General features: G+C 62.6%; 20 protein-coding genes and 1 rRNA gene. 8 read left to right on the top strand and 13 right to left on the bottom strand.

Going from position 1 to position 24,469, the window contains the following annotated elements:
* The first annotated feature begins 76 nt into the window (after positions 1-76).
* The 3 genes from rrf to J7I86_RS17875 all read left to right on the top strand — a co-directional run bounded on the left by rrf (position 77) and on the right by J7I86_RS17875 (position 1,350).
* Positions 77-193: ribosomal RNA gene (rrf, locus tag J7I86_RS17885) — 5S ribosomal RNA — on the top strand.
* Between the two features lie 148 nt (positions 194-341).
* A complete protein-coding gene (locus J7I86_RS17880; protein WP_214822004.1) occupies positions 342-836 on the top strand; it encodes an SRPBCC domain-containing protein in 495 nt (164 codons plus the stop codon).
* The gene (locus J7I86_RS17875) at positions 805-1,350 is read left to right on the top strand and encodes a GNAT family N-acetyltransferase (protein WP_396019908.1); all 546 of its coding nucleotides are present in this window, start codon (positions 805-807) and stop codon (positions 1,348-1,350) included. The genes J7I86_RS17880 and J7I86_RS17875 overlap by 32 nt, the downstream gene beginning before the upstream one ends.
* Before the next feature lie 6 nt (positions 1,351-1,356).
* Here J7I86_RS17875 and J7I86_RS17870 read toward each other — a convergent pair whose 3' ends face one another.
* Positions 1,357-2,376 carry a LacI family DNA-binding transcriptional regulator gene (locus tag J7I86_RS17870; protein ID WP_214822003.1) on the bottom strand — a complete coding sequence of 340 codons (1,020 nt, stop codon included), beginning with the start codon at positions 2,374-2,376 and terminating at the stop codon, positions 1,357-1,359.
* Positions 2,377-2,394: 18 nt separating this feature from the next.
* Positions 2,395-4,107 carry a glycoside hydrolase family 13 protein gene (locus J7I86_RS17865; RefSeq protein ID WP_396019909.1) on the bottom strand — a complete coding sequence of 571 codons (1,713 nt, stop codon included), beginning with the start codon at positions 4,105-4,107 and terminating at the stop codon, positions 2,395-2,397.
* Between the two features lie 317 nt (positions 4,108-4,424).
* Here J7I86_RS17865 and J7I86_RS17860 point away from each other — a divergent pair, with 317 nt between their 5' ends.
* The 3 genes from J7I86_RS17860 (at position 4,425) to J7I86_RS17850 (ending at position 8,010) form a co-directional block, all read left to right on the top strand.
* Positions 4,425-5,888 (top strand): FAD-binding oxidoreductase, encoded by a 1,464-nt coding sequence (locus J7I86_RS17860; protein ID WP_286179976.1) that lies wholly within the window; start codon positions 4,425-4,427, stop codon positions 5,886-5,888.
* A gap of 274 nt (positions 5,889-6,162) precedes the next feature.
* Positions 6,163-7,422 carry an MFS transporter gene (locus J7I86_RS17855; RefSeq protein ID WP_214822011.1) on the top strand — a complete coding sequence of 420 codons (1,260 nt, stop codon included), beginning with the start codon at positions 6,163-6,165 and terminating at the stop codon, positions 7,420-7,422.
* A gap of 99 nt (positions 7,423-7,521) precedes the next feature.
* Positions 7,522-8,010: a pyridoxamine 5'-phosphate oxidase family protein gene (locus J7I86_RS17850; protein ID WP_214822001.1), complete on the top strand. Its 489-nt coding sequence runs from the start codon at positions 7,522-7,524 to the stop codon at positions 8,008-8,010.
* An 88-nt stretch (positions 8,011-8,098) separates the two neighbouring features.
* Here J7I86_RS17850 and J7I86_RS17845 read toward each other — a convergent pair whose 3' ends face one another.
* The 6 genes from J7I86_RS17845 to J7I86_RS17820 all read right to left on the bottom strand — a co-directional run bounded on the left by J7I86_RS17845 (position 8,099) and on the right by J7I86_RS17820 (position 15,346).
* On the bottom strand, positions 8,099-9,328 hold the full coding sequence (locus J7I86_RS17845) for an amidohydrolase family protein (RefSeq protein ID WP_214822000.1): 1,230 nt from the start codon (positions 9,326-9,328) through the stop codon (positions 8,099-8,101).
* Between the two features lie 36 nt (positions 9,329-9,364).
* A complete protein-coding gene (locus J7I86_RS17840) occupies positions 9,365-10,387 on the bottom strand; it encodes an ABC transporter ATP-binding protein (RefSeq protein WP_214821999.1) in 1,023 nt (340 codons plus the stop codon).
* 8 nt (positions 10,388-10,395) lie between these two features.
* Complete coding sequence (locus tag J7I86_RS17835; protein WP_214821998.1) at positions 10,396-11,466, bottom strand: ABC transporter ATP-binding protein; 1,071 nt, start codon at positions 11,464-11,466, stop codon at positions 10,396-10,398.
* Positions 11,463-12,464, bottom strand: a complete 1,002-nt coding sequence (locus J7I86_RS17830; protein ID WP_214821997.1) for an ABC transporter permease — start codon at positions 12,462-12,464, stop codon at positions 11,463-11,465. Before J7I86_RS17830 ends, J7I86_RS17835 begins: the two co-directional genes overlap by 4 nt.
* 81 nt (positions 12,465-12,545) lie before the next feature.
* Entirely contained in the window at positions 12,546-14,270 is a 1,725-nt protein-coding gene (locus tag J7I86_RS17825) for an ABC transporter substrate-binding protein (RefSeq protein ID WP_214821996.1), read from the bottom strand.
* Between the two features lie 44 nt (positions 14,271-14,314).
* A complete protein-coding gene (locus J7I86_RS17820) occupies positions 14,315-15,346 on the bottom strand; it encodes an ABC transporter permease (RefSeq protein WP_286179975.1) in 1,032 nt (343 codons plus the stop codon).
* A 160-nt stretch (positions 15,347-15,506) separates the two neighbouring features.
* On the opposite strand from J7I86_RS17820, the gene J7I86_RS17815 reads away from it, so the two are divergent.
* Both J7I86_RS17815 and J7I86_RS17810 read left to right on the top strand, forming a co-directional pair.
* Positions 15,507-16,973 (top strand): chlorohydrolase family protein, encoded by a 1,467-nt coding sequence (locus J7I86_RS17815; RefSeq protein WP_214821995.1) that lies wholly within the window; start codon positions 15,507-15,509, stop codon positions 16,971-16,973.
* Between the two features lie 34 nt (positions 16,974-17,007).
* Positions 17,008-17,709 carry a GntR family transcriptional regulator gene (locus J7I86_RS17810; protein WP_286179974.1) on the top strand — a complete coding sequence of 234 codons (702 nt, stop codon included), beginning with the start codon at positions 17,008-17,010 and terminating at the stop codon, positions 17,707-17,709.
* A gap of 7 nt (positions 17,710-17,716) precedes the next feature.
* Here the strand turns inward: J7I86_RS17810 and J7I86_RS17805 are convergent, their stop codons facing one another.
* From J7I86_RS17805 to J7I86_RS17785, 5 genes are all read right to left on the bottom strand, one after another.
* Positions 17,717-19,132 (bottom strand): DUF4032 domain-containing protein, encoded by a 1,416-nt coding sequence (locus J7I86_RS17805; protein WP_214821993.1) that lies wholly within the window; start codon positions 19,130-19,132, stop codon positions 17,717-17,719.
* Positions 19,129-20,715 (bottom strand): beta-N-acetylhexosaminidase, encoded by a 1,587-nt coding sequence (locus J7I86_RS17800; RefSeq protein ID WP_214821992.1) that lies wholly within the window; start codon positions 20,713-20,715, stop codon positions 19,129-19,131. Before J7I86_RS17800 ends, J7I86_RS17805 begins: the two co-directional genes overlap by 4 nt.
* A gap of 105 nt (positions 20,716-20,820) precedes the next feature.
* Positions 20,821-21,903, bottom strand: coding sequence for an ABC transporter ATP-binding protein (locus J7I86_RS17795; protein WP_214821991.1), 1,083 nt, complete (start codon positions 21,901-21,903; stop codon positions 20,821-20,823).
* A gap of 206 nt (positions 21,904-22,109) precedes the next feature.
* Positions 22,110-22,907, bottom strand: coding sequence for a trehalose-phosphatase (gene otsB / locus J7I86_RS17790; protein WP_214821990.1), 798 nt, complete (start codon positions 22,905-22,907; stop codon positions 22,110-22,112).
* Positions 22,897-24,399 (bottom strand): trehalose-6-phosphate synthase, encoded by a 1,503-nt coding sequence (locus J7I86_RS17785; protein ID WP_214821989.1) that lies wholly within the window; start codon positions 24,397-24,399, stop codon positions 22,897-22,899. Before J7I86_RS17785 ends, otsB begins: the two co-directional genes overlap by 11 nt.
* Positions 24,400-24,469 lie beyond the last annotated feature (70 nt).

Raw genomic sequence — 24,469 nt, 5'->3', positions numbered from 1 at the left:
TAACCCAAAGATTTCCCACCCCAACGGGACCAGCCCACACCAGGGCCGGCACACCACCGGGAACGGGTAACAGAGTTACGGCGGTCATAGCGTGGGGGAAACGCCCGGTCCCATTCCGAACCCGGAAGCTAAGACCCACAGCGCCGATGGTACTGCACCCGGGAGGGTGTGGGAGAGTAGGACACCGCCGGACACAAATTCAGGAGAGCCCCGACCACCAGGTCGGGGCTCCCCGCATTTAAGTGCTCTCCACAACGTAAGGTCTTGGGCGCTGTCCTCAAGCTCACAGCGCCCGCTTTAACCCAGCTGTGTGCCATTCACCCCCGGTAGAGTTGGTGGTCATGGAAAATCTGTTTAGCCACCCTGAATCGGAGCCCGAGCCGTCCAGGCAGGACGGTGACGGACTGGAGCCCCTCATCATGACTGTTGTGGTGCCCACCAACGTCTCGCATGCCTTCCAAGGCTTCACCGATCATCCACACCTTTGGTGGCCGCTGGAACAGGAAAGCGTGTATGGCGAGGGATCGCATGTTGAGTTCGAAGAGAACCTGATCCTGGAGACAGCCGAGGATGGCCGCACGTCCGTGTGGGGGACAATTGATGACTGGCAGCCTCCGCTATCCTTCCACGCCAGCTGGTACCCGGCCAGTACTCCTTTGTGGTCCACTGAGATCCGTGTGGTCTTCCGGGCAGTGGATGAGGGCACTGAAGTACGTCTGATCCATGATGGTTGGGAGGGCGCCGAGGACCCTGCGGCCTCGCGGGAGTCCTACGCCGAAGGCTGGCCTCGAGTCCTTGAGCGATATGTGCGATTCATGGGCGGGGCAGTTGCCTAGGACCCGCAGGCTCCACGCGAGTGATTGGCAGTTGTTGAAAGCAGTGCGTCTGGAGATGCTCTCGGATACGCCCATGGCCTATGTTGAGAGGCTGGATGCTGCGCGCCGGCATACGGAATCCCAGTGGCAGGAGCGTGCTGCCGCAATGTCCGGAGATGCCAGCATCACCCTGGTGGCTGATACAGGCGAGGATGGCAGCAAACTGTGTGGACTGATGCGTGTGGTGCTCAAACACCCCGAAAGCGCGGAGAAGCCGCCGCAGGCCATGCTTATCAGCGTCTACGTGGCGCCTGAGCACCGCGGGCTGGGACTGGCCGATGAACTCCTCAGCGAATCGTGCAAGGCCGCGGCGGAGGAGCTGGGAGCCGAAAGCATCGAGCTGGGGGTTCACGAGGAGAACGTGAGGGCGCTTGCGTTCTACCGACGCCACGGATTCGAGACTACGGGTGCCAGCCGGCCTTATCCGCAGGATACGTCAAAGCTGGAGCTCGTGATGGAGCGGCGGCTGCCGTAAAGAGGCCTAAGAGCCGGCCCTGGGAACAGCCGTACTTGTCCGGACCACCAGCTGGGTGGGGTGCTCAGTGTCGGCCGGTTCCAGGACCAGCCCGTTGGTGATTGCACCCAGAAGTGTCCGAACAGCCAATGCGCCCTGGCCCTTGGCGTCCTGGTCGATGGTTGTCAGGCCAAGCACCTTGCCGAGGTCATGCCCGTCAATGCCCATCACCGAGAGGTCATCCGGGATGCGCAGCCCGAAGTCCCTGGCGGCGAGTATGGTCCCGATCGCCATTTCATCTGACGCTGCGAAAACTGCGGTGGGCCTCTCCGGAGCGCTTGCCAGGAGTTGCCGCGCGGCAGCGTATGCGCCTTCTATGGTGAAGTCCGCGGAAACGATCCATTCGGGCCTGACGGGGCAACCGGCGTCGTGCATTGCTCTTTCATAACCGCTGCGGCGGGTTCCGGGCAGGTGGAAGTCTTGGTCATAGGCTTCAAGACCGGTGACGTGCGCGATCTTGGTGTGGCCCAGGCCCAACAGGTGGTTGGTGGCTTTCAGCGCGATTCCGGAGTCGTCGATCCTGATGGTAGAGGCTCCCGGCAAGGGGCCCCCGATGCCCACAATGGGCCGGTGCATGGCATGAAGCTGCTGGAGCTCGTGTTCGCTGAGCTCAAGGGAGACTGCAATCACCGCATCCACCCTTTTGCGGAGCAGGAAGTCGGTAAAGACGCTTTGCCGGTGAGCAGGATTTTCACCGATGTTGTAAAGGGTGAGGTCGTACCCGGCCTCAAGCAGCGCAGCGGAGGCGCCCTCGATCACCGCCGAATAGAACCAGCGGTGGACCGAGGGAACCACCAAACCGACGTTGTGCGTGCGCCCGGAGGCCAGGCTCGACGCATGGTAGGACACTACGAATCCCAATTCGGCTGCCGCGGTGCGGGCACGTTCTCGGCTGCTGGAGGAAACGTTGCCCTTTCCGCTCAGGGCCCGCGAGACCGTAGCAACGGACAGCCCTGCTCGTTCGGCTACGTCCTTGATGCCGGTCATGCTGCTCCTCGGGGAAAGTTAGCTGGCTGTGAGCCAGATTGTCTCCCCCGAGCCTAGTAGACCCGCGCCCTCCGCTCCGGAGCTTCGCAGGATGGTTTCGCCTTCCGGGAGCGCCATGGCGTCGGCCCCGACGTTCATGATCACAAGGGTGTTGCCGTTGAGGTAGGCGAGGGAGCTCCCGCTGCAGAAGTCCTCCACCCAGGCAAGGGAACCCTCTCCGAGCCGGTGCGTGGCGCGAAGGGCAAGCATCCGGCGGTACAGGTTAAGGTGCGACGCCGGATCTGCCTCTTGCTTGTCCCTCGCCAGTGCGGGCCAGGACTCCGGTTGCGGCAGCCAGGGGTCCATGCCGCTACCGAACCCGGAGTGTGGTTCGGCGGAGCGCCAAGGGAGTGGCACCCGGCAACCGTCGCGGCCGATGCGTGATCCACCGGTCCGGGTGAATGTGGGGTCCTGGCGCATGCTGCCGGGGATGCCGAAGGAGTCGGGAAGGCCCAGTTCTTCTCCTTGGTAGAGGTAGGCGCCGCCAGGCAGGCCCAACATGAACATGGTGGCCGCGGCAGCACGCCGTCGTCCGAGTTCCTCGTTGGGCTGGACGTCGTCAGGGCCGATTCCGTCGCCGTCACGGGGGCCTGGTCCGTCGTAGCCGAATCGTGAAACGTGCCGCACAACATCGTGGTTGGACAGCACCCAGGTGCTCGGGGCGCCCACGGCATCCAGAGACACCAGGGAGTCGGTGATGATGTGGCGGAGGCGGTTCACATCCAGTCCTGCGTGCAGGTAAGGGAAGTTGAAGGCCTGGTGCATTTCGTCGGGACGGACCCACTGTGCCAAGCGGGGGAGCGGGTCCACGTTGGCTTCGGCACACAGGATGCGGTCCGGTCCATACTCTTCCAGGATGGAGCGCCAGCGGCGGTAGATATCGTGCAGAGCCGGTTGGCCAAACATCGGCGCGTCCTGGCCCGGGAAACCGTCTGAGCTGTTGCCGTCCGCACGGCCACCCCAGTTGGGGAGTCCTGCGGCCTTGACCAGAGCGTGGGCGACGTCCACGCGGAAACCGGAGATGCCGCGGTCCAGCCAGAAGCGCAGGACGCGTTCAAACTCGGCATGCACGGCCGGGTTGTCCCAGTTGAAGTCCGGCTGCGAGGAGTCGAAGAGGTGCAGGAACCACTGGCCGGGTTGGCCGTTCGGCTCCGTGATGCGTGTCCATGCCGGGCCGCCGAAGTGCGACTGCCAGTTGTTGGGCGGCTCGTTGCCGTCCGGTCCCTGGCCGTCCCGGAAGATAAACATGTCCCGCTCCGCGCTGCCGGCCCCGGCAGTGAGGGCTGCTTGGAAGGCCACGTTCTGATCCGAGCAGTGGTTGGGGACGAGGTCCGCGATGACGCGCAGGTTGAGCCTGTGGGCTTCGGCAATGAGGGCGTCGAAGTCGGCCAGGGTGCCGAAGAGCGGATCGACATCGCAGTAGTCGCTGACGTCGTATCCGGCATCCCTCTGAGGTGAACGGTAGAAGGGTGACAGCCACACGGCGTCCACACCCAGCGCAGCCAGGTGGGCGAGCTCGGCAGTGATGCCCGCCAGGTCTCCCACGCCATCACCGTTGAGGTCGCGGAAGGACCGCGGATAGATCTGGTAGATCACAGCCGAACGCCACCAGCCGTGCGCCGTGGAGGCGTCGTGGACCGGGGTCAGATGCGTAAAAGCTGCAGTGGGCTCGTGGGTCGCAACCGAGAGCATGGAATCAACGGACATGAACACATCGTAGGAGAGATTTCCTCAAAGTGTAAACGTTTCCAGTCCTAAGGATGCTGACTTTGCGGCTTCCAAGTAGGCTTGGTAATCCTCGCCCGCGGGTTACATGTTTGGATCTGGAAGCGCTTGCAGTCGGCCATGGGAGTACCGTGATCCAGGCGATTCCCCTGACTGACATTCGCACGTACTGGAGGGCATTCGGTGCCGCGCCGGCGATGTGCGCAGCTGACTAGACTGGCACTGAAAAGACTGCGAAGACTGCCGGTTTGGCGTGTCCGCGGAGCTCATGTGGAGGGAAAGCCTTGTCGGACGAAACGGCGGTTGCCGGAACATCAGGGGAAAGCATCAAGAAACGCGCCGCAGGCCACGGGGAAGCCATGCAACCTTCAGCCGCGCAACGCACCTTCCTGCAGGAGCTCGAAGCCGGGCTGAATACCGGGCAAATGGCGGGCGATCAAGAGACCCTCACCGTTTACTCCGCAGATCAGGGGCCAATCCTTGAGAGGAACCTGCCGCTCGCTGTGGTCTGGGCCGAATCGGTCGAAGACGTGCAACGCATTGTCCGCAGCTGCGCGGCCCATCAGGTGCCGATCGTTGCACGGGGCGCTGGCACCGGTGTCTCCGGAGGTGCGCACGCCACCCCAGGCTGCATCGTCCTGAGCTTGGAACGGATGAACCGCATCCTGGCCCTCAATCCCGACGACGAGACGGCCGTCGTCGAACCCGGCGTCATCAACGCTGAACTGAACGCTGCCGCCGCCGAACACGGGCTCATGTACGCGCCGGACCCGGCCAGTTACAAAGTATCCACCATCGGCGGCAACGTGGCCACGAACGCCGGGGGACTGCGGTGCGCCAAATACGGTGTAACGCGCGACTCCGTGCTGGCGCTGGACGTCGTCATGGCCGACGGCTCGCTGATGCACACCGGTCACCAAACCTTCAAAGGCGTCGCCGGCTATGACCTGACCGCACTGCTTGTGGGCTCAGAAGGAACACTGGGGATCGTGGTGGGTGTGACCGTTCGCCTGAAGTACCTGCCCCGCGAGGTGCACACCATTGCTGCCTTCTACCGGGATTTCCGTAGCGCCGCCGCCGGGGTACTCGCCGTAGGCAAGGCCAGGGTACAGCCCGCCATCATGGAACTCCTGGACAACGGAACCCTGGTGCAGCTCGACGAACTCCACGGCGGCGACCTGCAAAAGCGCGGCAAGTCCCTGCTGCTCATCCAGACAGACGGTTTTGGGGCGGCTGCAGAAGCCGACGTCGTCCGGCAGGTCCTCGCCGATGGCGGCGCCACCGTGACCACCGAAGCCAGCGCCGAAGCCGAAATGTTGGTGGAACTTCGACGCAACAGCCGAGGCGTGGAAGTGGACGACGAATTCCGGGTAGGTGAAGACATCGCAGTCCCTCGCTCCCGGCTGGTGGACTTCGTAGCCGAACTCGAAGCCATGGCCGCCCGATTCCAGGTACGACTCAAAGTCGTGGCCCACGCCGGCGACGGGAACCTGCATCCCACCTTCTGGATGGACCGTGTAGACCCAACCACCGACGCCGACGCCCTGCAGCGACTCAACACTGCCCTGGACGAATCCATCCGGGTAGGACTGGGCATGGGCGGCACCATCACAGGTGAACACGGCGTGGGGCAATACAAGCTCCGCTGGCTCGGCCTTGAGCAGCCAGAGCCCGTGCGGGAGTTGCAGCGGCGGATCAAGGAGCTGTTTGATCCCCAGGGGATTCTGAACCCGGGGAAGGCTATCTAAGGCTGGCTTTTCGGTGTGGCCCGCGGGGCCGTAACGCTCGGCGCGCTCCTGTGACGCTCTATCACGTCCCTCGGGTTTGGGGGTGACGCTCTATCACCTCCAATCCTCTTGCAGATTGCAGACCACCCCAACACTTCTTGGTATTCCAAAATTGTATCGCGCTTAGAGCGTGTCACATCGATGCTGCTTGTTTGTCGGCGTTTACTTTCCACCAATCTCCTCCTAGGCTTGCTTGGTATACCAAAGTTGCTATGAGGAGAATGACGTGGAAGAACTGCGCCTGGACGATGCCCGACCTTCGGGGCGTGGATCACGACTCACTACAGGGCTGGTATTGCTCGCGCTAGTTGTGGTGTCTGTTAATCTTCGGCCGGCTATTACGACCGTCGCCGGGGTCATGAACCAGGTGCCGGGTGTGTTTGGTTTGGATCCTTCGCTTCTTCCCTTGTTGGGGACCCTGCCCGTGTTGGCTTTTGGTATTTCGGGGCCGATTGGGCCTTGGCTGGCCCGACGGCTGGGGACCGGGCCGGCTGTGGCCGTTGCCTTGTTGGTACTCGCTGCTGCATTGATTGTTCGGGCGACCGTGTCCGCACTTTTGCTGCCCGGCACGTTCTTGGCCGGCAGCGCGATCATGACGGCCAGCGTGCTGGTTCCCCAGATCGTCAAAGCCAACCGCGGGACCGGGTGGTGGACGGGCCTGTGCACCATGGGATTCGGTCTTGGCGCCGCGCTCGGTGCCGGACTGGTCCAGCCACTTGAGCAGGCATTCGGCGGCAACCTGCCGTCAGCCCTGGCCGTGTGGGCAGTGCCCGCCCTGATCGGTGCCTTCCTGATCCATCGATCCGGAGGACGCCCGACGGCGGCACCCACCACTGCAGGCACCATCACCGGAGCCCCTGATGTGGTCACCCCGCTCAGGAAGCAGCGCACGGCGTGGGCAGTCACCGCGTTCTTCGGGCTGCAGGCCATGCTCTACTTCGCCATCACGTCGTGGCTGGCCGTGTACTTGGTATCCCGGGGCCTTTCGCCGGCCGACTCCGCCGCCTTGCTGGCCTGGTTCAGCATTGCAGGGCTCCCGGCCAGTTTGCTGGCACCCGTGCTGGCCGGCCGACCCGCCATCCTTCGGATCATGGCCCCCGGCCTGGGGCTCTCGGTGGCACTGGCACTCCTGGGAGTCCTCGCAGCACCGGCCGAGCTGCAGTTCCTCATGGTTGGGGTCCTCGGAATTGTCCAAAGCGCGGGCTTCGGCTTGGCTATGGCCTTGGTGGTGATCCGATCGGCTGGACCCCAGTCCGCCGGAAGGCTCTCTGCCATGAGCCAGGGATTCGGATTCGCTCTGGCTTCGTTGGGGCCGCTGGGCGCCGGGTTGCTGCACACCATCACAGGTGGCTGGGAAGTGACATTCTGGGTGCTTGCAGCCGAAGCCGTGGTTCTGGCCGGTGCGGGGTTCCTGGCCGTCCGGGGACCGCTGGTGAGTGTCGAATCGGCTGAAACACCCCAGCAGGTACCAGCCAATCCCTCTCCTGTTCGCTAACCCCTCTGTTCTCAACGGCGGGGAATCGGACGGCGCCCGCCGTGCGATGGCTTCGCACGGGCCTGTCGGGTAGCAACTCTGCGGCGTATCCTCGGCGATATGACGAACTCACCATCAGGGACGAATCAGCCAGGACCGCCCGCTACTGAAATTCTGGAGACCAACGAGTGTTGGGACCTCCTCCGTGGTGTCTCAGTGGGGAGGCTTGCTGTCTTGGTGGACGACCACCCGGACATCTTCCCAGTGAATTACAAAGTGGACCACGGAACCATGGTGTTCCGAACCGGCGAGGGCACCAAGCTCCATGCGGCCCTCGGCGATACTCCCGTGGCCATCGAAGCCGACGGTGTCAATGCCGAGACAGGTGTGGCGTGGAGCGTGGTGGTCAAGGGCCAGGCGTCCGAGGTGAAGCTGACCGAGGACGTGCTGGATACCATCGGCCTCCTGTTGTTCCCGTGGGAAGCGGGGCAGAAGGACCAGTTCATTCGGATCACTCCAAGCAAGGTTACTGGCCGCCGATTCACGGTCACTCCCGCTGTAACGTGGTGGTCGCCGCTGGATGACGCGCCCACGGCACGAGGCGAGTAACACTTAACGCGAAAACCCGCCCTCGTTCGAGACCCACGCTGTCGCTATGCGGCGAGGTGTTCGAACAAAGACGGTTTTCTTGCGGGCGCTAGACGAGTTCCAGCTGGTCGGCCACCACCCTGCCGGCGTGGATCACAGTGCGGTCCTTTCCCCGGTCCATCACCGTGGAGGCCACGGTTTCGCCGTCCACCAGAAGCAGTTCTGCGGGATCGCCAACCTCGACGCCGGGACGGTGGGCTGTGTCCTTGAGCCTGGTGGCGCTTGGGTCAAGAATGCTCGCCCCACCGATGGTGGCGATGGCCAGGCAGTGCTCGATCAGCTCGTCCTTGCGGAAACCATGAGTGAAGGCGAGCTGCCAGGTCCGGTCCAGCATGTCCGTGTTGCCGTAGGGGGACCAGTAGTCGCGCTGACCGTCTTCGCCGATCCCCAAGCGAACGCCGGCTTCCGTGAGCAGCGGGATGGGCAGTTGACCTGCTGCAGAAGGTGCAACCGAAGCCAAAGAGACATCGAGCTCAGCGAAAGCATCAATGAGCCTGCGTGTGGTGGCTTCGTTCACGCTACCCAATTGGTAGGCGTGGGACATGGTCACCTTGCCCTGCATTCCGAGCGCGCGGGTGCGCTCCAGTACCAAATCGGTGCTGAAGACACCCAGCTCACCGGGCTCGTGGAGGTGGATGTCGATAGGAACCTGATACTTCTCCGCCAGTCCGAACACGATGTCCAGGTGCTTCGCGGGATCACGGTCCAGCGTACAAGGATCGATGCCGCCCATTACGTTGGCGCCCGCTTTCAACGCCTCCTCCATCAATTCCACTGTCCCCTCCTCCAGCAACAAACCAGCCTGAGGGAAGGCGATGATGTCCAACGAGGTGTGGCCGGCGAACTTCTCCTTGGCGGCAGCAACGGCGTCGAAACGCTCCAGCCTGCAGTCCACATCCACTTGCGCATAGGAGCGGACGCGAGTAGTACCCCGGGCGATCATCCGGCCCAAGGTGTCGTTCACGCGTTCCTGCAGCGGAACCTCGGCGTTGCGCCAGTTTTGGCGATCGTTCATCATCATGGTCCACACGCCCGGACCGCCGGTGTGTTCCCGGAAAGGGAGGCCGATCCGGGTGGAGTCCAAGTGCACGTGGACGTCCGAGAACGATGGCAGCAGCAAGCGTCCGCGGCCTTCTACGACGGTCCCTCCGGCTGGAACCACCCGGGCAGGGTCATGGGCCTCGACGCTGGTGATCTTGCCGCCGGTTTCGCCCGCAACAACGGTGACGTCGCTGAGCGCTTGCCCCCAAGGGCGGACGGCGCGGATCAGGGTGTTCAATGTTTGCTCCTTTGGTAGTGAAACCATTGCAGGCCTCTATTGCACGCCGGCCAGGGCCGTTGCGGCCAGACCTGCGTGGTGGCAAGCCGGTGCGCCAGGCGTGGCTGGCGCCGGAATCTGGTCAATGCAGCGTTGGCGTTGTTCCTCTGGAAGCGTGCCGATCAACGGGCAACGTGTCCGGAAGACGCAGCCGCTGGGTGGATTGGCCGGAGAAGGCAGATCGCCGCGAAGGCGGATCTTCACTTGTTCGCGGGCAGCGCGCGGATCCGGCAGCGGCACCGCCGACAGCAGTGCTTTGGTGTACGGGTGCAAGGGATCGCTGAACAAAGCGTCGCGAGGCCCCTGCTCAACGATCTTGCCCAAGTACATCACCGCGACCTCATGGGAAATGTGCCGGACCACAGAAAGATCGTGGGCGATGAAAATGTAGGAAACACCGGTATCGCGCTGGATCTGCTGCAACAGGTTCACTACCTGTGCCTGCACCGAAACATCCAGGGCGGATACTGGTTCGTCGCACACAATCACCGAAGGATTCAGGGAGATCGCCCTGGCGATACCTACACGCTGACGCTGACCGCCGGAAAACTCATGCGGGAACCGGTTGTAGTGCTCCGGCTTGAGCCCCACATGGTCCAGGAGTTCCTTGACCCGGTTCTTGAGTCCACCCGGAGGGTTGATCTTCTGCGCCACCATGGGAGCCGCGATGGCCGTGCCCACCGTCTGACGCGGATTCAACGAAGCGAAGGGATCCTGGAAAATCATCTGGACTTTCCGCCGGAAGTTGTACAGATCCTTGCCCCGGAGTCCGCTGATGTCCTCCCCGTCCACCCGAATTCGTCCACCCGTCGGGTCCATGAGGCGCGCAACCATGCGGCCTGTGGTCGACTTGCCGCATCCGGACTCACCTACGAGCCCCAAAGTCTGGCCTCGAGCAAGACTGAACGATACGCCGTCGACCGCTTTTACAGAGCGCTTGGCGGCGCCCGGCAGCAGCCCGCCCTTCAGCGGGAAGTGCTTCTGCAGATTTTCAATCTGGAGAATTGGCTGATGTTCCATGGCGGGTCCTAACGCGAATTCCGGATGGTGATGATCTGCGGGCCGCTCAAATGGCAGCGTTTGCCGTGCCCGTCCTCAACCCGCAGTTCCGGCCGCTGGTTGCTGCACAGGCCGTCGCCGGCGAGTTCGGCGTACTGACACCGCGCGCTGAAGATGCAGCCCCTGGGCAGGTCAAGGAGCGACGGCGGCTGGCCGGGTATGGGGTTCAGCCTGCTCGCCGCGCTGTTGAGCGTAGGCATCGAATTGAGCAGTCCCAAAGTGTAAGGGTGCTGCGTGTCGTAGAAGATTTCGTCCACGGGCCCGGACTCAACGCACTGGCCGCCGTACATGACCAGCACGTTGTCGCTGACCTCGGCCACCACACCGAGGTCGTGGGTGATCAGAATGAGAGCGGAGTTAATTTCCTCTTGAAGCTCGGACATGAGGTCCAAGATCTGGGCCTGAACCGTCACATCCAATGCAGTGGTTGGTTCGTCGGCAATCAACAGCTCGGGTTCGCAAATCAGCGCCATGGCGATCATGGCGCGCTGCCGCATGCCACCGGAGAAGTGGTGCGGGTACTCGTCGTAGCGCTGCTTAGGACTGGGGATACCCACCCTTCCCAGCATGTCGACGGCGGCAGCCCGGGCCTGCTTCTTGTTCGCCTTGTTGTGGACCAGGTACGCCTCGGCAATCTGGTGACCCACCGTATAGAAGGGGTGCAGCGCAGAAAGGGGGTCCTGGAAGATCATGCCGATGTTGCGGCCACGGAGCGGGCGCATTGCGGACTCGGGCAGGGTTACCAGATCTTTGCCCTGGAACATCGCTTGGCCTGTGACCTGAGCCGACGTGCCTTTGAGCAGGCCCATCAGCGCTTGGCTGGTCACGGATTTTCCGGAACCGGACTCGCCCACAATGCCAAGGGTCTGACCCCGTTCCAGTGAAAAATCCATGCCGTTCACTGCGGAAACAACGCCGTCGTCCGTAGGGAACTTCACGGTGAGGTCGCGTACCTCAAGGAACGCTTCTGTTGCTGTGCTACCTGCCGTATCGCCAGCCGGGGCGTTCGCCTTCTTGGTGCTGATATTCAACGGGGTCATTGGAGCCTCACTCGGGGATCGATGGCGGCGTAGGCGAGATCCACCACGACGTTGGCCACGATCACGAAGAACGCGGCCAGCATGGTGATGGCCATGGTGACGGGGAGATCGCCGGAAATGGCGGCGTGTACGGCGGTGAAGCCCAAGCCGGGGACGGAGAAGATCTGCTCGGTAAGGACTGCGCCGCCCAGCAACAGGCCGATGTCCATGCCGAGCATGGTCACAACCGGTGTGATGCCGGCTCGCACGCCGTGCTTGAAGGTGACCGTCCGCGGTGCCAGGCCCTTGGCGCGGGCCGTCCTGATGAAGTCCTCGCCGAACGTCTCGATCATGTTGGTTCGGGTAACGCGGATGTAGGAGGCACTGAAGAGCACAGCCAGCGCGATCCAGGGCAGCAGGTAGTTGGCCACCCACGCCCCGGGTCCCTGCGGGCCAAAGGGGCTGTTGATCTCGTTGGTGGTGAAGGGCAACAGGTGCAGTTGGTTGACGAACAGGAGCAGCAGGAACAGACCGGTAACGGGGATGGGTAGCGAGACACCTACAGAGGCTGCGCCAACAATGAACTTGTCCACGGGCGAGCCCTTGCGCAGGGCGGCAAGAAGGCCCAGCCCGACGCCGCTGATGGTCCACAGCACCAGCGCGCCGATGGCCATGGAGAAGGTGTAGGGAAGCGAGCGGCCGATGATGTCGGCTACGTTCTCATTTGTTTGGAAGGACTTTCCGAGGCACGGCCATTCGCAAAGAGTCTGCGCACCCGGGGCACCGATCATTCGCGAAGAAAAAAGCCCGCGGATGTAATCGGCGTACTGGACGAGGAAAGGCTGGTCCATGCCCAAAGCAACACGGGCCTCGGCCACACGCTCGGGTGTGCATTCCTGACCGCAAGCAGCGGCTGCGGGATCAGAGGGGCCGAGTTGGAAAAGCGTGAAGGTAATAAAGCTGACCGCGGCGAGAAGCAGGACCAATGAACCGGTCCGGCGAAGAATGAAAGTCATCATGGTGGTGGTTGCGGGCCGCCCGCTGATGCAGACGGCCCGCTTCTCCTTCTGGACTATGCCCGAATAGTTTTCGAAGCCCGGTTATTGCTCGACGCCGACGATCGAGAGATCGATGCCGCCGAAGAAGTAGCCCACCTGGGCGTTGCGGACGTTGGAACCCACCACGCTGTTGGTGTGGCTGCGGATGAGCGGGACGATCGGGTAGGTCTTCAAAGCTGAGCCGAACGCCTCGGACCACTTCTTGCCCAGTTCCTCGGAGGTGCCGTCCGTATTGCGGAGATCAAACATGGTCTTGGAAACTACGGGATCGAAGTATCGGGACGTGTTGGAGAAGCCGTAGCTGGTGCCCTCATTGTTCGGTCCCAGCAGGGGATCCGCGGAGGTGCGGATTGACGCCGGGTCGGCACCGCCGCACCAGCCGGAACGGCCCATGTCCGGCAGCTGCTCGCTGGCCAGTACGGAGTAGTAGTTGGGTGCCGGGATCGGAACCAGCTCAACCTCGATGCCCAAGGCCTTGAGGTTCTGCTGGACAACCGTTCCGGTGTTCTTGAAGGCATCCCGATTGTTGGCGTACCCGTAGGTCAGGGTCTTAGGGAAGTCCTTGCCTTCAAGGAGCTTCTTGGCTTCCTCCAACTTCGGCTTGCCAGTGGGATCCAGTTCCAGTTCGGTCTCTACATAACCGCGCATCTTGGCGTTCAGCGGGCTCTGGGTGATTTCGCCGAATCGTCGTCCACCGTACTGAACCAGGATGGACTGGCGGTCCAGAGCCAAAGCGATTGCCTTGCGGACATCCGGGTCCTTGATTTTCTCGGTGTTCAAACTCAGGACGTCGTTGCATCCCAGGAGACCCGAGGCCACCCGGTCCTTGACCTGGGCGTCGGCCAGCTTGGCGGAGTCCGAGGTTTGGAGCGCACCGTTGGAGTCAAGGGTGATGGCATTCGGATCAGAGTCCGCCAAAAGCTGCTGGCTGATGGTGGCCTGTGAGGTGGACAGCGAGAAGCTGAAGGTGTCCGGAAGGGCCGAGCGGTTGGGGTCCGTTGCGGGGTCCCAGTGCGGGTTGCGGACCAGCTTGAGGGACTTGCCGCGGTTGTAGGACTCCACCATGTACGGGCCCGAGGACACCGGGTGATTGGTGTAGTCCAGCTTGGTGTCCTTGGCCTTCGGGACCGGCGCCGTATTGGAACGGGACGCCAGGGCAGGGAACTCAGCAAAGGGCTTCTTGAGGTGGAAGACCACGGTGCGCTCATCGGGCGTTTCAACCGCCTTGAGCACAGCGGAAGGATCCTTGTACGGCCCCTTGTACCCGCCGGCGTCGAGCGCTGCGTTCAACTCCTGCGGCGCCTGGGTGTACACATCCTGCGCGAAGGTTCGCTCCACGCCGTACTTGATGTCCGCAGAGGTAATGTGCGTTCCGTCCTCGAACTTCACGCCTTCCTTGAGGGTGAACGTCCAGCTGAGGCCGTCATCGGAGACCTTGCCGGTGTCCGTTGCCAGGTCCGGGACTACTGTTGGCGGCTGGCCCGCCGTCTCCTTCGCCATGGTGAGCGTGCGGTAGTAAAGCTGGCCAACATTCGCCGTCTGAACATAGTTGCTGTTTCCGGGGTCCAGGGTCTGGAAATCGGAGGACATCAGGACGTTGATATTGCCGCCCTTGGCGGTGAAGCCGGACTTGACCACGTTGGGGGCCAACTCTGTGACCGAACCGGCGGGCTTGGAACTGCTGGGCTGGCTTTGGCCGGCGCCGCAGCCGGTCGCGGCCATGGCGATCAGCACCGAAAGTGCCAGAGCTCTTGCAGGGGTTTTCATGATGCTCCTTGTGAGGGGGTGGGAGGCGATGCGGGGGATAAGGGTTAGTGACGCGAAGCTTTGGGATCCAAGGCATCCCGGACGGCGTCGCCCAGGAGGTTGAAGGCCAGGACGGTAACGATGAGCATGACGCCGGGGACAGCGAGGAACCACGGATCACTGAGGTACCAGTTGCCGGACTGGGCAGCATTGAGCATCTGGCCCCACGACGGTGTCGGATCCTTGACGCCGACGCCCAGGAAGGACAGCGCGGCCTCCGCCGAGATGTTGGTGGGGATCAGCATGGTGGCGTACACCAGGACGACTCCCATGACATTGGGGATGATCTGGCGGAAGAGAATGCTCAGGTGAGAGGCGCCGAAGGATCGGGCGGCTTCGACGAACTCGCGCTCGCGGAGGCTCAGCACCTGGCCTCGGACGATTCTGGCGAGGTACGCCCATCCGAAGAAGCCCAGGATGATCACCAGGGATGCCATGGGCAGGAAGCTGCCTTCGCCCAGCGGCGTGTCCCTCAGCCGTGACTGCAGGATGGGTGTCAGGGAGAGCACCAGGAGAAGGTGCGGGAAGGCCAGGAATAAGTCCATGATGCGGCTGATGATGGCGTCCGTCTTGCCGCCGAAGTAGCCTGCCGCCGCGCCGAGGACCGTTCCGAGGACCACTGAAACGACGGTGGAGAGCAGCGCGATGGTGAGTGACACTTGTCCGCCGTAGGCGAGCCTGGCGAAGAGGTCGCGTCCCAACCCGGGCTCGACGCCCAACCAGTGCTGGGCCGAGGGATACATGTAGCCGGGGAGCGGCAGACCGGGGGTTTGGAAGTCATCCAGAACCTCGGGACTGGTGTTGGACGTGTAGGGGTCGTTGCCTGACATGGCGCTGAGGACGGGAGCCAGGATGGCGAACAGCAGGATGGCAACCACCACGCACAGGCTGAGGAGCGCGATCTTGCTGCGCCGGATCCTCATCCAGGCCGTGGCGAGAAGGGAACGCGCTTCGGCAGGTGCTTTGGCCTCCGGCGACGTTGCCGGAGGGAGCGGCGGGCTGCCGATGCTTGGTTCGACGGACTGTATCTGGGTCAACGGTTCTGCTCATTTCGTGATAAGGAGCTGGCTCCGGAGTTCTTGTATACCAAAATAGACTAGAGCAGGATTGGTGCGATGTAAATCACAATTAATGTACTGTTTGGAATACCAGAGGGTAATACGAGCTGTCCCTACCGGACAGGAAACAGGAGTCGCCGTGCCTACCAAGGTCACCGCCCGCTATGTGCTGGGGCATCAGAACGGCCGCCACGTTCTGCTCGAAAATGCGTGCGTGGTGTACAGCGGCCACACCATCGACTACGTGGGACACGAGTACACCGGGCCGGTGGACGAGGAAGTCCACGTAGGCGAAGCCCTGCTGATGCCCGGCTTGATCGACCTCGACGCCCTGACAGACATAGATCACCTCATCCTGGACAGCTGGGCAGGCCCGGAGCAGGCCAAAGGCCATCAGTGGTCCGAGGACTACTTCCAGCACCACCGCACTGACGTCTTCACAGCCGAAGAACGCCAGGAGATCCGCGAATACGCCCTGATTCAGCTGATACTTCACGGCATCACTACCTACATGCCCATCGCCTCGGAAGTTCACTCAGAGTGGGCTGAACCTTTCGAGGAACTGGTGGGCATGGCGGATACCAGCCGACGCTTGGGCCTGCGCGGCTACTTGGGCCCCGCCTATAGATCCGGTGTGAACGTCGTGTTGGAGAACGGCGAACGCTCGGTAATGTTCGACGACGGCCGCGGCCGTGAGGGATTGGCCGACGCCTTGCGTTTCCTTGACCACGCAACGGAACTCGATGACCCCTTGGTCAACGGAGTCCTGCTCCCGTGCCGGATCGAAACGTTGGACATCGAACTGCTTAAGGAGACGGCAGCCGCCTCCGCGGATCGCGATGTGTTGGTACGCCTGCACTCACTTCAAGGGCTCGTGGAGCGCGAGCTCATTCTGGAACGTCACGGCGTGACACCCCTGGAGCTTTTGGAGCAGGTGGGAATACTCAACGAACGCCTGCTCATCCCGCACGCCACCTACACCGATCGGAATCCTGCCGTATTCGGGGAGGACCATGGCGACCTCGCCCGGTTGGCAGCAAGCGGTGCCAGCATCATCCATTGCCCGTTGACGTCCATGCGCTACGGCAGCACGCTGGATTCCTTCAATGCCTACAAGGCGGCAGGAATCAACATTTCCCTGGGTACCGACTCGTTTCCGCCCGACCTGATCCGCGGCATTGACGCCGGCGTGCAACTGGCCAAGATTCTGGCCGGGACGAACGACGCCGGCGACGTGGCCGGATACTTCGACGCAGCCACGGTAGGAGGAGCGCATGCACTGCGCCGTCCGGACCTTGGGCGGCTCCAGCCGGGTGCTCAGGCAGACCTTGTGGCTTTCTCGCTGGGAGACATCCGCGACGGCGTCCATGATGGCCCGCTACGAACCCTCATCCTCAATGGAACAGCCCGCCAGACCGTGCTTTCGGTGGTGGCAGGCCGGACAATTATGGCCAACGGTGTGATCGAGGGAGTGAACCTGGACCACTGGCGGCAGAGGGGCCAGGAACTCTTTGACAAGATGCGCCGCGCCTACAGCGTCCGGGACAGCCGGAACCGTGCAGCGGATGACCTGTTTCCGCCCGTGTATGCTCGGGTGGAACGCTGACCGGCGCCGTCCGCCGCAGGGAGCGGACACTGGCATGAAGGGAAGTTTGACAGTGGCTGAGGCGATGCCGGAAACCGCGAATGGCCGCGACGAAGAGGCCCGCGCAGAGAATGTCTACCAACTGGTGTTGGAGGGCATTGTCACGGGCACGTACGCGCAGGGTATGCGGTTGCGGGAACGCGAACTTTCAGAGCTCTATAACGTCTCCCGCATTCCTGTGCGCGAAGCCATCCAGCGCCTGGAGCAGGACGGCTTTGTTGCGACATTCCCTCGCCGCGGTGCGGTGGTGCGCCAACTGACCCTGACCGATGTCAACGAGCTCTTCGATGTTCGCCTCTGCCTGGAGACGTTTGCTGCCCGCATGGCTGCCGCGCGTGTGGCCGAGGGCAGCGACGGCGGACGGCTGGAAGAACTCATGGAGGCGTCCGAGGCAGCCATCGGCGACGAACGCACTGACGACGTCGCTTTGATCAGCGCCGAGCTCCACGCCGAAATCGTGCGCCTGTCCGGGAACAGGCTGCTGATTGAATCCGTGAAACCCCTGTTCGGGCGGATGCGCTGGATCTTCGGGCTGGCCCACAACCGCAGCAACGAGCTCCAGCGCGATGAACACACCGAACTGTGCAACGCGATCCTGAAGGGTAAGCCGGACCTGGCCTACTCACTGGCCTACTCGCACATCGAGCTGGGCCGCGAACCTGTTCTGGCCGGCCTCGCCGAGACCCTGGAACCGTGAAACTCCACTAGTCGTCAGCGTCCGGATATTCTTCCTCGTCGTCGTACCGGCCGGATTCTTCCACTTCCACCTCCAGGATCTTGAGCAGCTCCGTGTCCGGGTTCAGCATGATGGCTGCCTCGTCGCGGCGGTGCTGCAGCACCGTGTCCAGGTAGGACTGAACGGTCTCAGCCAAGGGCACGTACCTGTCCTGTTTCTGGCTCATATACCAACGGTGCTCCAGGACCTCGTGCACCACTTCCGCCGGCTCCAGCTTCCCGGCCAAGTGCCGGGGAATGGAGCGGACAATGGGTTCGAAGATCTGGCTGACCCAGATGTGGGCGCTGATTTCCTCGTCAAGATCCGGGTTGTTGTCGGCACGGAACTGGTCCATGTCGTTGAGGAGCCTTCGGGCCTGGTTCTCCTGGGCGTCCAGTCCGGTGAGGCGCAGCAAGCGACGCTGGTGGTGACCGGCGTCGACGACTTTGGGCTGGAGCTGGATGGTGGAGCCGTCCGCCGTGGTCTTGATGGCGTACTCTTCGACGTCAAAGCCGAGCTCGTTGAGGCGCCGGATGCGGGCAGCCACGCGCCACCGCTCGCCGAGTTCGAAGGACTCCTTCTCCGTCAGCTCGGTCCAGAGCCGGCGGTAACTGTCCATGATCAGCTCACTGGTGGCTACGGGATCCACCTTCTCCTCGATCAGCCCGCCGTCCAGCAGGTCCATCAGTTCGCCGGCGATGTTCACTCGGGCGATTTCGAGGTCGTACTCACGCTGGCCCATGGACAGATCCGGGTAGAGTTCGCCCGTTTCGGCGTCCACCAGGTAAGCGGCGAAGGCACCGGCATCACGGCGGAACAATGTGTTGGACAGCGAAACGTCGCCCCAGTAGAAGCCCACAAGGTGCAAGCGCACCAGCAGTAGCGCCTGGGCGTCAATGAGCCTGGTCAGGGTGTCCTTGCGCAGCATCTGGGAGAACAGCGCACGGTACGGCATGGAGAACTTCAGGTGCCGCGTGACCAGCACCGGGTTCAGTGGCCTGCCGTCCGCGGTAGTCCTGCCCGTAATGACAGCCACCGGCTCCACGCAGGGAACATCCAGCCGGGCCAGCTTCCGCAGCATGTGGTATTCATGGCGGGCAACGTGTTCAGAGGTCTCCTTGATGGCGATGACCGAGCCAGCCAAGTGCGCGAAACGGACAATGTGCCGGGAGATACCGCGGGGGAGCGCGGCCAGGTTCTCAGCAGGCCAATCTTCCAAGGCAATATGCCACGGCAAATCCAGCAATTCAGGATCTGCCGCGGCCGCCGTGATGTTCAGGGATCCGATGACGCTCGCCGGCGGTGCGGTGTCCTGCGCGCTCGCCGCTTCAGTCCTGGGGAGCTTGCCGATCTGCCCGTAGTCGGTAGGTTCGTCGTGCCACTGGGCTTCGTTTTGCTCGCTCATGCCTCAATTGTTCCGTACTTGGGAGGGGAGGACGTTTCCGCTTCGGGAAACGGCCACAGCGACGTGGCAGACCATTCGACGTCGGGCGCTTCCTGGAAGGCAACACCCTGCCTGGCGAGCCGCTCACACAAGGCGCCCAACCGGCGTCGGAAGTCACCTGCATTGCGGACCTCCTGACCGGACCAAGCCACTTCCGCCAAGGAAACGGACCTCGGGTAGAGGAGCCACTGTGCCTGCTGGTTGTCTCGGACGGTCTCAGACCACAACGCGCCCTCGACGCCAAGGATGTGCTGGTCCTTCAGGCCGCCTTGCGCGGGGTCCCAGTTGTAGTAGTCCGCCCAATCGAACGGCCCGCCTTCCACCCATTCGAGCCCCACGGGACTGTCCGGCGCGTATTTCTGGTCCAGGTAGGTTTTGTCCGCCGGGGACATGAGCACCTTGGCCGCGTGGTCTTCCGCCTGCCGCGCCACCGGCTCGAAATCGCCGTGCCAGTACTGGATTACGGCACCTTCTGGAAGCTCTACGGCCGCAAACTCATTCCAACCCACTACTGTCTTGCCGGTTTCAGCGCCGATCCGAACGAACTGCTGGACCATGGCGACGTAGTCGTCATGCTCCGTGACCTTCGCTTCATCGCCACCAATGTGGAGATAAGGACCAACCGTGATGGCAGCAAGCTGGCCGAGGACCTCGCGCACGAACTCGTACGTGGCGGGCAGGTCTGCGGTGAGCGTCGACCAGCCCACCTCCGCCGTGGTGCTCATCGGCTTGGCTTGGCCGTCAGGGCTCAGCTGCGGAATCGCGGCGAGGGCAGCGTTGACGTGTCCCGGAAGGTCAATCTCCGGCACTATCAGCACGTTCTTGCTGGCAGCATAAGCCTGGACGTCCCGGAAGTCCTGCTGTGTGTAAAACCCTTCGCGACCACGCACGGGCACGGCCGTAGGCACTTCTACAGCGCCTTGGCCACCCACAGCGGTGAGATCCGCGTAGGGCAGTCCCGACGGGTTGTGCTCCGGCTCGTGTATTTCGATACGCCAGGCTTGATCATCCGTGAGATGCAGGTGGAGGGCGTTCAGCTTGAACTGCGTCATGACGTCGATCTGCTCTTTGACCTGTTCCACGGTGAAGAAGCTGCGGGCCACGTCCAGCATCAGACCGCGGTAGGCAAAGCGCGGAGCGTCCGCAATTTCGACGGGGGGAATCACCCAGGTGCTTTCGGCGCCCGGATCCGTTCCCTCAAGGGCGGCCGGGAGCAGTTGGCGCAGCGTCTGTATGCCATTGAAGAGTCCCGCAGCAGTGAAAGCGGTCAACCTGACACCGGACTCGGTAGCTGTGAGGGCGTAGGCCTCGGGGCCGTCGTCGAACGTTTCTTCCAACTCCAAGGTGATGTCACCCGGGTGGGTTTCCCGGACAATCGGCAATTCAAAACCGGTTGCCCGGCGCAGCAGCGACGCGAGCTGCTCGGCGACCGGGCCGGCTGAATGGTCCGCGGTGATCCGGGCGGTGGATGTGAGCGTGAAAGCCGGGCCGTCCAGGAGTGCAACGTGGGAGGGGCGGGGGATCAAATTATCTGTGGTGTTCATGCCGTTCCTTCGCCGGAGTTAGGTTAACGCGAGAGCGGCCCGACCGGGAGGGTCGGGCCGCTGTCACGATGCGGAACTTACAGACGCGTCAGCGCCTTGGCGGGATTAGTCGCCCAGACGGAGGCCGGTCTTGGTGTCGAACAGGTGCACGTGGCCGGACTGCGGACGAACGAAGATGGACTCGCCCTTCATCGGGGGGCGACGACCGTCGACGCGTGCAACGATGTCGTGGCTCTTGCCATCAAGGATGGTGTGGCCATAGACGTAAGCGTCGGCACCGAGTTCTTCAACCACGTCAACCTCAACCTGGAGGCCTTCGCCGTTGCCGACCGTCTCAAGGTCTTCCGGGCGCGAACCGAGGGTGACGGTCTGTCCGTGAGCCTCCTCGAGGATGTCGCGCGGCACGGGGTAAACCGTTCCACCGAACTGGACGCCGCCGTCGACGACCGGCAGTTCAAGAAGGTTCATGGCCGGGGAGCCGATGAAGCCTGCAACGAAGACGTTCTGCGGGCGGTCGTACAGGTTGCGCGGGGTGTCAACCTGCTGCAGCAGCCCGTCCTTCAGCACAGCAACGCGGTCGCCCATGGTCATTGCCTCAACCTGGTCGTGTGTCACGTAAACCGTGGTGACGCCGAGGCGGCGGGTCAGGGATGCGATCTGCGTACGGGTCTGGACGCGGAGCTTGGCGTCAAGGTTGGAGAGCGGCTCATCCATGAGGAAGACCTGCGGGTTACGGACGATTGCGCGGCCCATGGCAACACGCTGGCGCTGACCACCGGAGAGTGCCTTCGGCTTGCGGTCCAGGTAAGCCTCAAGGTCAAGAAGCTTGGCTGCTTCGCGTACACGCTCGGCACGCTCTTCCTTGGAGATACCGGCGATCTTCAGTGCGAAGCCCATGTTGTCCGCAACGGTCATGTGCGGGTACAGAGCGTAGTTCTGGAAGACCATTGCGATGTCGCGGTCCTTCGGCGGAACGTCAGTGACGTCGCGATCGCCGATCAGGATACGGCCTGCGTTGACGTCCTCAAGGCCTGCGAGCATGCGCAAGGAGGTGGACTTACCGCAACCGGAGGGTCCAACGAGGACCAGGAATTCGCCATCGGCGATGTCGATGTTGAGTTTATCGACAGCGGGCTTATCTGTGCCCGGGTACAGACGCGTAGCGTTATCAAAAGTAACTGTAGCCACAGTTATCAATCCCTTCACCGGCAGGTACGTGCCGGACGATCCGTTGTGAATGGTTCATTTTCTTCAGTTGAACTCCCCGGCCAATGGCCGGGGAGGATCTCATGACGCCGCACGGTACTGTGCGTCACATCACATCCAAGAGTATGTCAGACTTTTTGACTAACTACCTAAATGTTACGAACGTCACATGTCGTGCTCGTCACGTGCTAGGCCCCCGCAGTGACCTGCCGTCGCTCGCGCAGCAAGGTTTCCAGCAACTCCGCCACGTGCATGGGCGCTTCCACCCGATACTGCGCTTGGGTAAAGTCCAAGCCTACTTTGATGCCTACGTCATCGCCCATCAGCCGGCCCAGCGCATCCTCATCGGTGACGTCGTCGCCGGCGAACAAGATGGCCGTGGCGCCGGTTGCTTGGCGGAGGAACTCCACAGCCTCGCCCTTTGACGCATGGACTACCGAAGTTTCCAGGACGCGCTTGCCCGTTTTCAGGTAAACACCCGGGTGTTCGCGGAGCACCCGCATTGCGGCCTCGACGGCGTCTTCCGCAACGTCGTCGTCTGCCATCCTCGTGTGGAGGACGACGCCGGCGGGCTTATCCTCGAGCAACGTCCCCGGAGCAATATTCACGATTTCCGCAAGAACCTCACGGACCGCAGCCAGTTTGCTGCGCTGCTGCTCGTCCAGTTCCAAACCCAAAGATCCTTCGCCCAGCCACACCTCAGCGCCATGGCTGCCGATCAGCAGCGTACCCGGCGGGGGTGAGGCGACCAGGCGCAGGCTGTCCAATGCGCGGCCTGAGATGAGTGCCGTCGTCGTGCGGGGAAGTTGTGCCAGGGCCTCCAACGCCGCGGCGGACCGGGGCAGGGGACGTGCGTCCTCCGCGCGATCAACCAGCGGGGACAGGGTGCCATCAAAATCGAGGGCAATCAGGAGGTGCTCCGTGCTGGAAATGCGCCGGACAGCATCCAGCAATTCCGGTGAAAGGGAGAGCTTCTCAGCTGTCATCGCGCACCACCTTCTCTTCCAAGGCGGCCAGGAATTCAGCTGACCAATGATCGACGTCGTGATCCAGGATCTGCTTGCGCATCAGCTTCATGCGGCGGCGGGCTTCCTTCGGCGGAAGGTTCACTGCGCGCAGGATGGCGGATTTGAGGCCGTCGATGTCGTGCGGGTTGATCAGGAGCGCTTGCTTGAGTTGGTCCGCCGCGCCGGCGAACTCGCTGAGGACCAAAGCCCCATCGTCCTCCGACCTGGCGGTGACGTATTCCTTCGCCACCAAGTTCATGCCGTCGCGCAGGGCCGTGACGAGCATGACATCCGCTGCGAGGTACAGCGCCACCATTTCCTCTACCGGGTAGCTGTGATGAAGGTAGCGGACGGCCGTGTTCTGGATGGTGTCGTAAGTGCCGTTGATGTGGCCAACAGTGCCTTCGATTTCCTCGCGCAGAAGCCTGTACTGCTCTACGCGTTCGCGGCTTGGGCTGGCCACCTGAATCAGAGTGGCGTCCTCCACCTTGATGCTGCCTTCGCGGAGGAGTTCCTCAAAGGCTTTGAGCCGGTGTCCGATTCCCTTGGTGTAATCCAGCCGGTCAACGCCAAGCAGGATGGTCTTGGGGTCACCCAGGTCCCTGCGGATCTGCTTGGCCCGCTCAATGATGTCCGGCCTGGCCGCGAGCTCACGGATCTGGTCAACGTCGATGGAGATGGGGAACGCTTGTGCCCGGGCGATGTGGGTGACTTCGCCGTCCGGACCCTTCACATGAACCTGCTGCTGTTTGACGCTGGCACCCAGGAACCGGCGGGCGGAACGCATGAAATTGCCGGCATCGCTGGGGCGTTGGAAGCCCAAAAGGTCCGCGCCCAGCAAGCCGTCAATGATTTCCTTGCGCCACGGGAGCTGCGCGAAGATCTCCGGGGGAGGGAACGGAATGTGGTTGAAGAAGCCGATCTTCAGGTCCGGCCGGGCCTCGCGTAGCATGCGCGGAACCAGCTGGAGCTGGTAGTCCTGGACCCAGACCGTAGCGTTGTCGGCGGCATGCCGAATGATGGCGTCCGCAAACTTCTTGTTGACCTGGCGGTACGAATCCCACCACGTACGGTGGAACTCAGGCGGTGCAATGACATCGTGGTACAGCGGCCAAATGGTCGCATTGGAAAAGCCCTCGTAATACATTTCCACTTCGTGGCTGCTGAGCTGGACCGGGACCAGGTCCATGCCGTCGTGACTGAAGGGACGCACTGTCTCGTCAGGGGCGCCATGCCAACCCACCCACGCGCCGTCGGACTTCGTCATCATCGGAGCGAGTGCCGTGACGAGGCCGCCGGGGGAGCGACGCCAGCCATCGCCGCCGTCGTCGTTTCCGTCATTGCTGCACCGATCAACGGGCAGCCTGTTGGAAACCACCATGAAATCGAACGTGCTCGCCGTGGGCTTCTTCGTTGGAGAAGCCTTGGCGCTTTGTTCGGTAGTGAGTTTTTCGCTTGCCAAATCCTGCATTAATGCTCCCTGGGGTTGCTGTGACTCAACTCCCAGCCTACTAGCGGAATCATCCCAGGCACTTGATCGT

The sequence above is a fragment of the Arthrobacter sp. ISL-95 genome (assembly GCF_018613695.1).
In the GTDB taxonomy this organism is placed as follows: Bacteria; Actinomycetota; Actinomycetes; order Actinomycetales; family Micrococcaceae; genus Arthrobacter.
The sequence above is the reverse complement of the archived record's forward strand: the minus strand, read 5'-3'. Positions and strand labels throughout refer to the sequence as shown.